A 13,828-nucleotide genomic window follows, 5' to 3' on the forward strand; every position below is an offset into this window, starting at 1 on the left:
AAGACGCGCGATGCGCGCGGCGCGCATCGCGCGAGCACGCTGCTTATCCGCGCTTCAACGCGGCGAACAGATCGACCGCCAGCGCAACCGCGAGCGCCGCCGCGCCAATCGCGAAGAGCAAGCGATAATCGCCGCCGCTGTTGGAGAAGAGGAACGACAATCCATAGGCCGCGACCGCCTGCAGCACTGCGAACCCGGTGGTCGCGCGGCTCCATGCGCCCTTCTGCGCCGCCGGATGATGCGCGAGCAGTTCGTTCACGCGTCCCAGCACGAGCGGCACGATGCCCGGCGTGAACGCACCGACCATCACGCTCGACACCATCAGCAAACCGGCACTCGACGATACCGCGGGCAACGCGACGGCAATGAGCTGAAGCAGATACGCGACCCGCAGCGCAGGCCCGAAGCCCGCGCGATCGGCGAGATGACCGGCAAGCAGCGGACCGGCAATCGCGCCGAGCCCGTACAGCACCCAGAACTCCGCGCCGGCATCGACGCCCTTTCCGAGACCGCGCGCGACGAAATCGACGAGAAAGATCATGTGCGGCACGAGACCGACCGCATTGAGCGCGTACTCGGCGAACAACGCGCGCAACGCGGGCGGCGACGGCGCTTTCGCCTGCTTGTGCTCATGCGGCTGCGCGGGCGCCGGCGCATCCTGCGTCGGCCATCCGTTCCACGCGACGATCGTCAGCAGCAGGGACACCATCGCGAGGCCGAGCCACGTCTCTGTGAGCCCTTGCCGAAGCAGCAGCGGCACGATCGTCCCCGACGCGGCGATGCCGAGCCCGATGCCCGTGAAGATCGCGCCGCTCGCGAAGCCGCGACGCGACGGCGCGACATGCGCGATGATCGTTGGCGCGGCGAGCACCATCAGCGCGCCGCCGGACATGCCCGACAGAAAGCGCCACGCGAAGAACCACAGAAACGACACGGGAAACGCGCACGCGACGAACGCGATGGTGGCGAGGACCATCATCGCGCGAAGAATGGTCGCCGCACGCGCGTGACGCGCGAACAGGCCCGCCGCCAGCGCGCCCGCGAGATAGCCGCCGAGATTGGCCGCGCCGAGATAAGCCGCCGTCGACGCCGGAAACCAGTGCGCGCCGATGATCGCCGGCAAGAGCGGCGTGTAGGCAAAGCGCGCAAGCCCGATGCCCACCAGACTCGCGCTGGCGCCGGCCAGCATGCCGCGCCAGACCTGGAACGCCCCGCGCTCCGATTGATTCAAGACTGCGTATCGCATTACTGCCTCCATCGCTGCATCGGGCGCGGTCTACGCACCCTTCGATGAAGGCCAGTCTATATTCCATCGTCCACAGAGAGAATCGACGAAACCGGGAAGACAATCTTCCGCTAGGCGGTTGAATCGAGCTGCAATTGCCTGAAGTGACGTCGCAGGCGCGGCGCGGCGAAATCGACGAACGCGCGCACTTTCGGCACCGCGAGCCGCCCATGCGGCGTCAGCAGATGCACGGGCAGCGGCGCGTGCTCGCTGTCCGGCAGCACGATTCGCAGGGACTCGTCCTTCACTTCCTTCGCGATGTGATAGGAAAAGAGCCGCGTGACGCCGTGCCCGTCCACAGCCGAAGCCACCGCCGCGCGCACCGTGTTCACGATGAAGCGCGGCGCGAACTGCACGACTTGCGGAATCGTCGAGCCGCTCGAGGTCGGAAAACTCCATGAGTCGAGGCCGAAATGCGTCATTGAAATGATCTGGTGCTGCGCGAGATCGGCGGGCGTTTTGATGCGCGGATGCTTCACGAGATAACGCGGCGACGCAGTCACGACGCGCCGCACTTCGCCGACGGGAGTCGCGATCAGCGTCGAGTCCGACAGATGCGCGATGCGCAGCGCGACATCGATGCCCTCGTCGATCAGACTCACGGGACGGTCGAGCATGTGCAGGCGCACGGATACGGCGGGAAAGCGCGCGATGAAATCATCGAGCATCGGGCGCAACAGGTCTTCGCCGGCCGCGACGGGCGCGGTGATCGTCAACAGCCCGCGCGGCGCGGAACGTTCATGCGCGATCAGCAGGTCGGCTTCTTCGAGATCGGTGAGAATGCGGCGGCACGCGGCGGCATAACGTTCGCCGGCTTCGGAAAGCTTGATCGTGCGCGTCGTGCGATGAAGCAGCGCCGTGCCGGTGTGCGCTTCGAGAAAGGCGATGGCCCGGCTCACGGCGGCGGGCGAACGGCCGAGCCGCCGCCCCGCGCCCGCCAGACTGCCCTCGTCCAGCGTGGCGATGAACACCTTCATCGCGTCGATTCGGTCCATGTCGGCTCGGTGCTTGGTCGATGAAGCGCCAAGTCTACCGGACCGGATCGCGCCGATGAATTGCGTCAGACCACCTTGATCGTCACGTCGATATTGCTCTTCAGCGCCTTCGAGTACGGGCAAGTCTGATGCGCCATGCTCGCGATCTCCTCGGCCACCGCGCGCTCGATGCCAGGCAGGCTCACGTTCAGGCGCGCGCGCAGCAGATACGCTTCGCCGGCCATGCCGAGGTCCACTTCCGCATCGACGGCGGTATCGGCGGGCAGACGCGTCTTCAGCTTGGCGGCCGCCTTGCCCATCGCGCCGATGAAACACGCGGACCAGCCCGCGGCGAGCATCTGCTCGGGATTGGTGCCCGCGCCCGTCGATCCGGGCGGCGAGAGCTTCACGTCGAGACGGCCATCGGTGCTCTTCGCGAAGCCTTCGCGGCCTCCGACGACGCGGGTTTTGCCGGTGTACAGGACGGTGTCGATCTGGGTCATGATGAATTCCTTGTTCGATGATGTTCGAAAGTCGATTGGCTTAGTGATGCGCGAAAAGCCTGGCGACGTCGTTCGTCGTCGCGCCGCGCGCGCCCGATTGCGAGACCGTGTCGCCCATGCCGCCGTAGGCTTGCATCGGCATGGCGGCGCTTTCGTTGGCAATGGTCTGCGCGCTCACGCCGCGCTGCGATGCGGGCGCGCCCGCGAGCGGGTCGTAATGCGGCGCGGGACCGTAACCGCTGCTGGCGAATGCGGAACCGGCGGCGACGGCGCTGACGGCGATGACTGCGGCGGTGACGAATTGCTTGATCATGATGTGCCTCTCTTCGAGAACTTGAAAACGGGTTGGCAGGCTAATCAACTGCCTTGGTACAGGCTGCGCAATGCGGCGATCTGGCCATCGCGCTGAGCCTGCACCAGCTCGCGTTTCACTTCGGCGCGCGTCTTGCCTTCGTACGCGTGCTTCGCGACGGCCTGTTCGGTCTGCACGCTCATCGGGTTGCTGGTCACGGCGGCGTGAGCCACACCCGTCAAAGCGCCGGCGACGAGAGCAAATGCAACGATCGTGGATTTCATGGTGTTTCTCCTTGAGCGGATCAATCAGTCGGTTGAACGAGTTACGTCACTTGGGCTTCCCGGTGCCTGTCTTGCGTTTCACTCGTGAGCCGTCGTTGTGTGTATTTGAATCCCCGGAGGTATCTGGCTTGTGTCGGGAAACCCGGTGCTGTGCAATGTTTTGTATCGCGTGCGTTCCAGATACATTGCGATACGAAGGCCCGCTCAGCGCTCGGCGAGCAGCTTCTGGATCGCGGCTTCGGTCTGCGCGTAATCGCCCTCGCCGACGTGCGTGTAGGCCACGCGCCCGTGTTTGTCGATGAGATAGAACGCCGGCCAATACTGATTGCCGTACGCGACCCAGGTCGCATAGCGGTTGTCCTGCGCGACGGGATATGTAATGCCGAAGCGCTCGATCGCGCGCTGCACGTTATGCGTGTCCTGTTCGAACGGAAACTCGGGCGTGTGCACGCCCACCACGACGAGCCCCTTGTCCTTGTACCTGGCGTGCCACGACTTCACGGCCGGCAGCGTGTTGACGCAGTTGCCGCACGCGAAGGTCCAGAAATCGACGAGCACGACCTTGCCGCGCAACTGAGCGAGCGTGAGTGGCTCGCTGTTGAGCCATGTGTCGATGCCGGCGAATTCCGGCGCTGTGTTGGCGTTGAGGTTGGCGCTTGCGGGCGCGGCGGCGTGCGCGGGCGCGATGGCGGCGCACGCGGCCAATCCGGCGCATGCGGCTGCCTTTCTGATTCCGGCGAGCATGACGAAGTCCTTTGAAATGCGGTGGAAATCGGGGCGGTCCGCGATGGACCTGTCGCCCCGGCAGGCCGACGTTCGCATCGGCATGACCGCATTGGACTGCGCGCGCGTATCCCGCTTGTGTCGGGACATGACGCATTGCGCAATGTTATGTATCGCGCGGCATGCGGGATACACTGCGATACAAAACATCCGCCGGGGCGCGCTATAACGCAGTCATCGCGTCATCAGCGGGAGCTTCGAATGAAACGCATGCTGGCGGTCCTCGCCTTTCTCGTCGGCGGGATCGCGACGGAAATGGCCCATCCGGTTCAGTGTCTGCTCGTCAGCCCGAGCCGGGTGCAACTCAAGCGTCAACGACAACGATCCATCGATGGAAACCACTGATCACGTATTGATCGTCGACGACGATCGCGGCATTCGCGAGCTGCTCGCGAGCTATCTGGAGAAGAACGGCATGCGCGTGTCGCTCGCGGCGAACGGCCGGCAGATGCGCGCCGTGCTGGAGCAGCACGGCGCGCCGGATCTGATCGTGCTGGATCTGATGCTGCCCGGCGAAGACGGTCTCGTGCTGTGCCGCGAGTTGCGCGCGGGCAAGTTCCGCGATGTGCCGGTGCTGATGCTCACCGCGCGCAACGAGGAAGCCGACCGCATTCTCGGCCTCGAAATGGGCGCCGACGATTACCTGCCCAAGCCCTTCGCCGTGCGCGAGCTGCTCGCGCGCATCCGCTCGGTGCTGCGCCGCACGCGCATGCTGCCGCCGGGGATGGAAGTGACGGAATCATCGCCGATGCTGGGATTCGGCGACTGGCGCCTCGACACCACCGCGCGTCATCTGCTCGACGCCGAAGGCACGATGGTCTCGCTCTCCGGCGCGGAATACCGGCTGCTGCGCGTGTTTCTGGATCATCCGCAACGCGTGCTCACGCGCGATCAACTGCTGAATCTGACGCAAGGCCGTCAGGCCGATGCATTCGACCGCTCCATCGACCTGCTCGTGTCGCGTCTGCGTCAGCGCCTGCGCGACACCGCGCGCGAGCCGCGCTACATCAAGACGCTGCGCAGCGAGGGCTACGTGTTCTCGGCCGAGGTCAAACCGCTCGGGTCTTCCGAATGAGCACGCTTTCGTCGCATTCCCTGCTGCACTGGCCGCGCACGCTGTTCGCGCGGCTCGCGCTGATCCTCGTCGTCGGGCTGGCGCTCGCGCAGACCTTCTCGTTCCTTCTGACGATGCGGGAACGCGACGAGTCGATGACCAACGTGATGATGGGCTACGTCGAGCGCGAGGTCGCGAGCTCGGTCGCGTTGCTCGATCATCTGCCGCCGGACGAACGCGCGGCGTGGCTGCCGCGTCTCGCGCGGCGCAGCTATATGTTCATCCTCGGGCCGGGCATCACCGACAAAAGCGGCGCGGCGCCCGATGCCGCGCTCTCGGAGCGCTTCGCCCGCTCGATTGGCGAAGGCCTCGGCAAGAAGTATCGGCTGACGGTCAATGCCGTGCCCGGCGATAAAGAGCGCTTCCAGGTGCATCTGAAGCTGTCGGACGGCTCGCCGCTCACCATCGACATGCGTCCGATGGTCGGCACGCCCCTGTCTGGCTGGCTGCCGCTGGTTCTGGTGCTGCAGCTGATCGTGATCGGCGCGTGCTGCTGGCTCGCGGTGCGTCTCGCGACCGGCCCGCTCAAGCGCCTCGCCAGCGCCGCCGATACGCTCGGCCCCGATCTCAAGGCCGAGCGCCTGCCCGAGTCCGGCCCGGAAGAAGTCGCGCGCGCGGCGAAGGCATTCAACGCGATGCAGGACCGCGTCTCGATGTACATGACCCAGCGCATGCAGATTCTCGCGGCGATCACGCACGACCTGCAGACGCCGATCACGCGCATGCGCCTGCGCGTCGACGTGATGGACGACGAGACGACCGGCGCGAAGCTCCAGCAGGACCTCAAGGAGATGGAATCGCTCGTGAAGGAAGGCGTGACCTACGCGCGCACGCTGCACGGCACGAACGAGGCGCCGCGCCGCATCGATCCGGACGCGCTGTTCGAAAGCATCGTCGACGATTATCTCGATGCCGGGCAGACTGTCACGCTCTCCGGCAGCATCGGCGGCGCGTTGATGGCACCTCCGCAGGCGTTGAAGCGCGTCGTGGGCAATCTCGTCGATAACGCGATCAAGTATTCCGGCGCGGCGGAGATAGAAGTCGCCACCCGCGACGATGGCCGCGCCGTGATCTCCGTGCTCGATCGCGGTCCGGGCATCCCCGACGAATCGCTGGAAGCCGTGTTCGAGCCGTTCGTGCGGCTCGAAGGCTCGCGCAACCGGCAGACGGGCGGCACGGGGCTGGGCCTCGCCATCGCGCGCCAGCTCACGCTCGCGATGGACGCGTCGCTCACGCTGCATCATCGCGAAGGCGGCGGGCTGGAAGCGCGGCTCGTGCTGAAGAAGGCTACATAAAAATACGATGTCTTATTTCGCAAACGGCCTACATGTTAGTCCCGCTTGACGCCGCCTAGCCAACTCCGCTAACGTTTGCTCACCGACGCGCGGCCCCACGCGCGCACCCCCACATGGCTGGAGACGTCATGGTTTGTCGCGCTACAGTTGTACGACATCGTTTCTTTATTCGGCAACGTCCTGCGCTGACGCCGCACTGACGCGCGGTTCCTCTTCCCTCACATATGCCCCAAATCGGCCGCCGCGCGTCCGCGCGTCGTCGCGCCTACAGAACACACAAGGAGACATCGATGAAGCAACCGAAAAATGCATCGGCGGTACGATCCGCCGCGCGCCGCACGTTCGTTAAATTCGCCGGCATCTCGGCGGGCGCGCCGCTCATCGGCGCGATGAGCACGTTCGGCGTGCTCGCGGGCTGCGGCGGCCACGACGACAACTCCGGCTCCAGTTCCGGCTCCGGCGCGACGCCGCCCGCCGCGCAAGACCCGATCTGGGGCCCGTCCGGCTCGGCGACGCAGATCGTGAATGCGCTGCAGAGCGTGTCGAAGTCGATGTTCCCCGACCGTCAGTTTCCCGTCACCGATTACGGCGCGAAACCCTGCGCGGTCATCGCGGCGACGAACCCGTACACCGACCCGGCGAAATCGCCGCTGTCCACCGGCGCGGACCAGACCAACGCACCCGGCTCGTTCGACTCGCGCCCCGCGTTCCTCGCGGCCATCGCGGCGTGCAACGCGGCGGGCGGCGGCCATGTTGTCGTGCCCGCGGGAACGTGGTACTGCGCGGGGCCGATCGTGCTGCTGTCCAACGTCGATTTCCATCTCTCCGCGAACTGCACGATCTACTTCAGCCCGAATCCCGCCGACTACGCGAAGGACGGCCCGATCGATTGCGGCGCGAACGGCAAGCTCTACTACAGCCGCTGGCAGGCCAACGATTGCCTCAACTATGGCCCGCCGGTCTACGCGCGAAATCAGAAGAACATCGCCGTGACGGGCGAAGGCGACACATCCGTGCTCAACGGCCAGGCGATGACACCGTTCGCGGGCAGCGGCAACACGGCGACCTGCTGGTGGACCTGGAAGGGCAACAACGGCGTCTACGGCTGCGTGAACGCGTCTACGCCTTCGCAGGCATCGGTCAATCCGAACAATGTCGATCTGAAAACCGCCGTGCCCGGCATCTCCGATGCGCTCTACGCCAAGCTCACCGATCGCGCCACGCCCTGGCAGCAGGACCAGAACTATCTGCCCGCGCTATCGGAGGCGGGCGTCGCCATCGAGAAGCGCATCTTCGGCATCGGGCATTATCTGCGGCCCTGCATGGTCGAATTCATCGGCTGCACCAACGTGCTGATGGAAAGCTATCGCACGAACAACACGCCGTTCTGGCAGCATCATCCGACCGATTGCGAGAAGGTCGTGATGCGCGGCGTGACCGTGGACAGCATCGGCCCAAACAACGACGGCTTCGACCCCGACGCGTGCGACACCGTGCTGTGCGAGAACGTCACGTTCAACACCGGCGACGACTGCATCGCGATCAAATCGGGCAAGGATCTCGACACGCAATACGGCCCGGCGCAGAACCACGTCATCCAGAACTGCACGATGAACAGCGGCCACGGCGGCATCACGCTCGGCAGCGAAATGGGCGGCGGCGTGCAGAAGATCTACGCGCGCAACCTGCAGATGCTCAACAAGTTCTGGGCGACGAATTCGCTGAACATCGCGATCCGCATCAAGACGAACATGAATCGCGGCGGCTTCGTGAAGGACTTCTACGTCGACAACGTGACGCTGCCCAACGGCGTGAGTCTCACGCCTTCGGGCTACGGCAGCAGCATGCTCGCGGGCAGCCCGATCAACTCGACGGTGCCCATCGGCGTGGTGACGGCGACGGCGGCGAATCCGTCGGCATCGCAAGGCGGGATCATCACGTTCGATTGCGACTATCAACCATCGAAGGACGCGATCCGCACGCGGCCCGCGCTCGTGCAGAACGTGAATATCTCGAACGTGAAGGCGAGCAATGTGTCGCTGAACGGCGTGACGGGGTCGTGCTTTCAGGCCATCGTCGCGCAGGGCCCGGTCGCGTTCGACTACAACGGCCCCGCGCCCACGCCGGCGGTTCCCGCGATCACGGGCGTCACCATCACCGATTGCGATTTCGGCACGCCGGTCGCCGCCGGTCCCGCGACCGCGACGACGCCCGGCCCGATCTACGCGTACAACGTGCACGACATCGCGTTGAAGAACACGGTGATCGCGGGCGTGACGATGAACTCGACGGTCAGCGATCCGCGCTGATCATCGTCCGCTGAGTCTTCGCAGGATGAGGAGCGGCAATCGCAGCACGAAGCCGAAGAACAGACGCGCGTGCATCCACGTGAGCAGCGCGTTGTCGCGGCCATAGTGAAAATGCGAGACGCCGCCCTCTTCCGGCGTGAAGTAGCGCACGGGCGCGTCGAGGTTGATCGGCCGCACGCCGCGCCAGCAAAGACGCACGACCGCTTCGGGATCGAAGTCGAAGCGGCGCATGAAGGGCTGCCTGCGCATCAGCGAAGCGAGCGGCGCGACCGGATACACGCGAAAGCCGTACAGCGAATCGCCGATGCCCATCCACAGTGTTTCGAGATTCGCCCAGCCGTTCGAGATGCGCCGTCCCTGCACGCGAAGCTGCGGCGCGCTGGCGTCGAATTTCGGGCGGCCGAGGATCATTGCGTCGGGCGCGTTCATCGACGTTTCCATGAACGTGCGGATCAGCGCGGCGGGATGCTGGCCGTCCGAGTCCATCGTGAGCGCGTGCGTGAAGCCGAGCTTCGCGGCTTCGTCGAGGCCCGCGAGAATCGCCGCGCCCTTGCCGCGATTCTCCGGCAGCACGATCACGCGCAGGCCCGGATCGGCTTCGGCCATTGTCACGAGGCGCTCGGCGCTGCCGTCCGTGCTGCCGTCGACGACGACCCACACCGGATTCCACTGCTCGCGCGCGCCGCGCACCGTTTCTTCGACTTTCTCGCCGGGGTTGTAGCTCGGAATGAGGACGAGATGCGTGGATGATGCGCGTGTCGAAGGCATTGAAAAAAAACGAAAAGCGGAAAGAGATGCGACGAATTTTAACGTCTGCCGACGCTGGCGTTTTCAGCCGGGCGGACGATGCGCGTCGAGCTCGCCCGCATAGAAGCGCTGCAATTCGCCGATGAACGTCTGCAATGCGGCGTGATCGCGTCCCGGCGGCGCGAAGCGGCGGCCGAGCGTCACGCGATAGGTGATCGGCAACGCGGGCTTTTTGAAGATCTGCCAGCCCTTGCCGAGAAAGCCCGAATCCGTTTCGATGATGAGCGTCTGCACCGGCACCTGCGCGCGCGCCGCGATCAACGCGATGCCGCCCTTCAGCGGATTCACGGCCGCCTGCCCGGTGCGCGTGCCCTCGGGAAACAGCAGCAGCGGCGAGCCGCGCTGCAACTCGGCGACGGCCGCGCGAATCAGCCCGACAGACGTATCGTTGACGATATAGCCCGCGAGCAGCGCGCCCGGCCCGAGGAAGACGTTGCCGGCGACATCGCCCTTCATCACGCAGCAGGTGTCGGGCACGCGCGACGCGATCAAGAGCGCATCGAGCAGGCACGGATGATTCGGCGCGAGGATCATCGCGGGCTGGCCCGCGAGCGAATCGAGTTCCGAGAGATCGAAACGGCATGCGCCGAGCGTGCGCAGCAGCGCGAAGTACATATGCCACACGCGCTGCACGACGGTGCGCCCGACGCGCCGCCCGGCATCGACGGTCAGCACGCGCCGCAGAATCAGCGCGAACGGAAACCACGCGAGACACACGAGCGCCAGCACGACGAGCGCGAAATAAAACGCCACGCATTGCCACGCCGATTCGAGCGCGGCCACGAACGACGGCTTCCCGTCCGCGCCGCCGATTTTCCGATGCGCGTCACTCATCGCTCGATACCATTTTCGACGACTGCCCGAACACCCACGCGAGCGCCACGCCGCCCGAGAGCACGCTCTTCTGCCGCACGAGCGGGCTGTCCGCGAAGCTCGCGCCCGCGAGGTTCGCATAGCGCATGAACGCGCCGACCCAGTATCGGCTGAAGCGCCGCGACATCGACACGAGCGCCTGAGTGCCCGCGTAGCCGCCGCTCGCCTGGAACGCGGGACGGCCCGGCGTCGCGTATTGCGGCGCGACCGTGTAGTAGTGGTCGCTGTACCTGCCGTCGGCGAACATCGGCCCCGCGAGCATGCCGACGCGCAAGCCTGAAACGCCCGCGACATCGACGATATCGAGGTTCAAGTTCGGCTCGAACTGCCAGCCGACCGTCTTCGGCGACGATTCCAGCGTGATCCCCATGCGCACCGGCAGACGCAGATCGAGCAGCATGTCGCGCGATGGCGTGCGCCACAGATGCACTTCCACCGACGGGCCGATTTCGATCGTCGGCTTGAGATCGGGCATGCCGGCGCGCGCGTTGTCGTCGCGGCTGGAGACGGGCAGCGAACCGAGCAGGCTGATATTGAAGTTGACGCGGTCGGTGTCGAGCAACTGACCGCGCACGCCGTCGCGGTCCGCCCGGAAGAACTTGCCGCGATAGATCACATACGGCAACGGAAAGACCCACGCGCGCGTCTGGTCCGAGCCGGGATAGTGCGCAAACGCGGCCACGCCCATGCCGATGCCGAGCTCCCACAGCGGCTTGCTCGGCGGCGGCATGTCTTCCGCGCGCGCCGCCCCGCTCGCGATGAGCAGCAGCAACAGCGCCACGCGCGGCGAACGGATTACCGGCATCGTCATCAATTGGCCGACAACTCCGCGCGTTCCGCTTCGGTCAGATTGCGGCGGCGCTGGCGGTATGCGCGCAGCGAGTTGCGCCAGTCGAGCGCCGCCGAGATGTAATAGATGCCCTTGAACGCGCGCAGCGAATGCCAGATCGGCGTCGTGCCGAAGATATCGCCCGCGAGCAGCGACAACAGCGCTTCCTTCATGCGCAGCGGATTCCTCGGGCCCATGAAGAGATTGCGCATCGTCGGCGAGGTCATGCGATAGATGAACCACGAGAACTCGCGCGGACCGTGGCGCATGTCGCGATCGAACTTCGCGAGCGCGGCTGGCGCGCTGGCCGGATTCGCAAGCGCCTCGTCGATGGCTTCCGCGCCCGCGAACGCGCTTTGCATCGCGAGCATCACGCCGGACGAGAACACGGGATCGATGAACGCGAAGGCATCGCCGAGCAGCAGGAAGTTGCGCCCGTGCGTCATGTCGCCGGTGTACGAATAGTTGCCCGTCGCGTGGACTTCGCTGATCAGTTCGGCGTCTTTCAGGCGCTCGGCGAGCGGCGCGCACAGCGCGATGGTGTCGCGAAAGAACGCCTCGACCGACGTGCCCTTCGGACGCTGCTTCAGATACGCGGGCCACACGACCGCGCCGACGCTCGTCACGCCGTCCGCGAGCGGAATGAACCAGAACCAGCCGTGCTCGAACCAGAACACGGTGATGTTGCCTTCGTTCGCGCCTTCGTTGCGACGCGCGTTTCTGAAGTGGCCATACAGCGCCGACGAGTTGTGACGGTCGTTACGGCGCTTCGTCTTGAAGTGATTCGCAAGCAGCGTGTCGCGGCCCGATGCATCGACGACGAAACGCGCCCGCACTTCCTCCGTGCGGCCATCGTCGTGCTCGGCGTTGATCGTCGCGCTGGAACCGTCCGGCGCGAACGCGACATCGCGCGCGCGGCAGCCCTCGCTCACCTGCGCGCCGTGCTTCGCGGCATTGCGCAGCAGGATTTCATCGAGTTCGGAGCGGCGCACCTGATACGCGCTCGGCATCGACTTGTCCCAGGCATCGGCGAAGAGAAAGCGCTGCATGCGATTGTCGTGCTGCGGCGACACGAACTCGGCCGCGAGCTTGACCATGCCGATGGCGCGCACTTCATCGGCGACGCCGAGCTTGTCGAAGAGCCGCAGATTCGCGGGCAGCAACGATTCGCCGATATGAAAGCGCGGATGCCGCGCCTTCTCCAGCACGCGCACGCGATAGCCGCGGTCGGCGAGCAGCGTCGCCGCCGTCGATCCGGCGGGACCGCCGCCGATCACGACGACATCCCAGGTTTGCTGCGTTTGCGTCGCTTCGCTCATCCCGCTCCTCTGCGTTGTGTTCGCCTTACGCGATTCCGCCGTTGATCGACAAGACCTGACCGGTGACATACGCCGCCGCGTCCGACACCAGATACGCGACCATGCCCGCGACTTCCTCCGCCGTGCCCGCGCGCTGCGCCGGCACAAGCTGCTTGATGCGCTCGTGCGGAAACGCCTGGCCGAGCATCGGCGAATCGATGACGCCGGGCGCCACCGCATTCACCGTGATGCCGCGCGACGCGAGTTCCTGCGCGAGCGCGCGCGTCGCACCGATGAGGCCCGCCTTCGCCGCCGCGTAGTTCACCTGCCCGCGATTGCCCATCATCCCCGACAGCGACGACATATTGACGATGCGCCCCCAGCGCGTGCGGATCATCGGCATCAGCAGCGGCTGCGTGACATTGAAAAAACCGTCGAGCGTGACGTCGAGCACGCGTTTCCATTGCTGGCGCGTCATGCCGGCCATCGGCGCGTCATCGTGGATGCCCGCGTTGTTGACGAGAATCTGCACCGGGCCGTCCGCCAGAATGCGCGCGAGCGCGGTTTCGGTCGCGTCGGGATCGGTTACGTCGAAGGCGATCGCATGCGCCGTGCCGCCCGCCTCGCGGATCGCCTGCGCGCAGCTTTCAGCGCGGTCGATGCCGCCGTTCGCGTGAATCCACACTTCGTGCCCCGCCGCCGCGAGCGAGCGGCTCACCGCCTGTCCGATCGCCCCGCTGCCGCCCGTCACGAGCGCGCGCATGGCGTGGCTCCCGTCATCGATTCCATTTCGCTTATCCGTTTCCCGTGTTGCGTGGCCGCATCGGGAGCGCACGAGCGTGCGCGTCGTTCAGTCTCGATGCGGCGGATTTCACTTGCGTGACAGCGGGGCGCGCCCGCCTCAGCGCGTGCGATGCGCGGCGACATGCGCCGCGAGCGCGCCGAGGTTCGCGAAGATCTTCTGATTGTCCGGATTGTCCGAGCGCAGCTCGAAGCCGTATTTCTTCGAGATCAGGAGCGCGATCTCCAGGATGTCGATGGAATCGAGCCCGAAGCCTTCTTCATACAGGCGCGTATCGGCCGAGACGGCCTTGGGATCGACATCCTCGAGATTCAGTTCGGCGACGATCAGCTCGGCGAGCTCTCTTTCCAGTTCATTCATCGTATGCACAGACCAGCGCA

General features: G+C 65.7%; 16 protein-coding genes. 4 read left to right on the forward strand and 12 right to left on the reverse strand.

What is annotated here, in order from left to right; genetic code table 11:
- Positions 1-43: 43 nt before the first annotated feature.
- The 6 genes from AC1Z32_RS03460 to AC1Z32_RS03485 all read right to left on the reverse strand — a co-directional run bounded on the left by AC1Z32_RS03460 (position 44) and on the right by AC1Z32_RS03485 (position 4,082).
- Entirely contained in the window at positions 44-1,246 is a 1,203-nt protein-coding gene (locus tag AC1Z32_RS03460) for a YbfB/YjiJ family MFS transporter (RefSeq protein ID WP_483477303.1), read from the reverse strand.
- Between the two features lie 110 nt (positions 1,247-1,356).
- Entirely contained in the window at positions 1,357-2,280 is a 924-nt protein-coding gene (locus tag AC1Z32_RS03465; RefSeq protein ID WP_483477304.1) for a LysR family transcriptional regulator, read from the reverse strand.
- A 65-nt stretch (positions 2,281-2,345) separates the two neighbouring features.
- Positions 2,346-2,762 (reverse strand): organic hydroperoxide resistance protein, encoded by a 417-nt coding sequence (locus tag AC1Z32_RS03470; RefSeq protein WP_483477305.1) that lies wholly within the window; start codon positions 2,760-2,762, stop codon positions 2,346-2,348.
- 40 nt (positions 2,763-2,802) lie between these two features.
- Positions 2,803-3,075 carry a hypothetical protein gene (locus tag AC1Z32_RS03475; RefSeq protein WP_483477306.1) on the reverse strand — a complete coding sequence of 91 codons (273 nt, stop codon included), beginning with the start codon at positions 3,073-3,075 and terminating at the stop codon, positions 2,803-2,805.
- A 44-nt stretch (positions 3,076-3,119) separates the two neighbouring features.
- Positions 3,120-3,338 carry a DUF4148 domain-containing protein gene (locus tag AC1Z32_RS03480; protein ID WP_062608192.1) on the reverse strand — a complete coding sequence of 73 codons (219 nt, stop codon included), beginning with the start codon at positions 3,336-3,338 and terminating at the stop codon, positions 3,120-3,122.
- A 204-nt stretch (positions 3,339-3,542) separates the two neighbouring features.
- The gene (locus AC1Z32_RS03485) at positions 3,543-4,082 is read right to left on the reverse strand and encodes a thioredoxin family protein (protein WP_483477307.1); all 540 of its coding nucleotides are present in this window, start codon (positions 4,080-4,082) and stop codon (positions 3,543-3,545) included.
- A gap of 240 nt (positions 4,083-4,322) precedes the next feature.
- Between AC1Z32_RS03485 and AC1Z32_RS03490 the strand changes: the two genes are divergently transcribed.
- The 4 genes from AC1Z32_RS03490 to AC1Z32_RS03505 all read left to right on the forward strand — a co-directional run bounded on the left by AC1Z32_RS03490 (position 4,323) and on the right by AC1Z32_RS03505 (position 8,839).
- Positions 4,323-4,466: a hypothetical protein gene (locus tag AC1Z32_RS03490; RefSeq protein ID WP_167390430.1), complete on the forward strand. Its 144-nt coding sequence runs from the start codon at positions 4,323-4,325 to the stop codon at positions 4,464-4,466.
- A complete protein-coding gene (locus AC1Z32_RS03495) occupies positions 4,453-5,196 on the forward strand; it encodes a response regulator (RefSeq protein ID WP_483477308.1) in 744 nt (247 codons plus the stop codon). Before AC1Z32_RS03490 ends, AC1Z32_RS03495 begins: the two co-directional genes overlap by 14 nt.
- Positions 5,193-6,530 carry an ATP-binding protein gene (locus tag AC1Z32_RS03500; RefSeq protein WP_483477309.1) on the forward strand — a complete coding sequence of 446 codons (1,338 nt, stop codon included), beginning with the start codon at positions 5,193-5,195 and terminating at the stop codon, positions 6,528-6,530. The genes AC1Z32_RS03495 and AC1Z32_RS03500 overlap by 4 nt, the downstream gene beginning before the upstream one ends.
- A 290-nt stretch (positions 6,531-6,820) precedes the next feature.
- The gene (locus AC1Z32_RS03505) at positions 6,821-8,839 is read left to right on the forward strand and encodes a glycoside hydrolase family 28 protein (protein ID WP_483477310.1); all 2,019 of its coding nucleotides are present in this window, start codon (positions 6,821-6,823) and stop codon (positions 8,837-8,839) included.
- Here the strand turns inward: AC1Z32_RS03505 and AC1Z32_RS03510 are convergent, their stop codons facing one another.
- From AC1Z32_RS03510 to AC1Z32_RS03535, 6 genes are all read right to left on the reverse strand, one after another.
- Positions 8,840-9,607, reverse strand: a complete 768-nt coding sequence (locus tag AC1Z32_RS03510; protein ID WP_483477311.1) for a glycosyltransferase family 2 protein — start codon at positions 9,605-9,607, stop codon at positions 8,840-8,842.
- 63 nt (positions 9,608-9,670) lie between these two features.
- Positions 9,671-10,480: a lysophospholipid acyltransferase family protein gene (locus AC1Z32_RS03515; protein ID WP_483477312.1), complete on the reverse strand. Its 810-nt coding sequence runs from the start codon at positions 10,478-10,480 to the stop codon at positions 9,671-9,673.
- Positions 10,473-11,330: a MipA/OmpV family protein gene (locus tag AC1Z32_RS03520; protein WP_483477313.1), complete on the reverse strand. Its 858-nt coding sequence runs from the start codon at positions 11,328-11,330 to the stop codon at positions 10,473-10,475. The genes AC1Z32_RS03515 and AC1Z32_RS03520 overlap by 8 nt, the downstream gene beginning before the upstream one ends.
- Positions 11,330-12,667 carry an NAD(P)/FAD-dependent oxidoreductase gene (locus AC1Z32_RS03525; RefSeq protein WP_483477314.1) on the reverse strand — a complete coding sequence of 446 codons (1,338 nt, stop codon included), beginning with the start codon at positions 12,665-12,667 and terminating at the stop codon, positions 11,330-11,332. The genes AC1Z32_RS03520 and AC1Z32_RS03525 overlap by 1 nt, the downstream gene beginning before the upstream one ends.
- A gap of 25 nt (positions 12,668-12,692) precedes the next feature.
- Complete coding sequence (gene fabG / locus AC1Z32_RS03530) at positions 12,693-13,409, reverse strand: 3-oxoacyl-ACP reductase FabG (RefSeq protein WP_483477315.1); 717 nt, start codon at positions 13,407-13,409, stop codon at positions 12,693-12,695.
- 138 nt (positions 13,410-13,547) lie between these two features.
- Positions 13,548-13,808, reverse strand: coding sequence for a phosphopantetheine-binding protein (locus tag AC1Z32_RS03535; RefSeq protein ID WP_014252231.1), 261 nt, complete (start codon positions 13,806-13,808; stop codon positions 13,548-13,550).
- Positions 13,809-13,828 lie beyond the last annotated feature (20 nt).

It is taken from the genome of Caballeronia sp. 11_S32, from assembly GCF_056930355.1.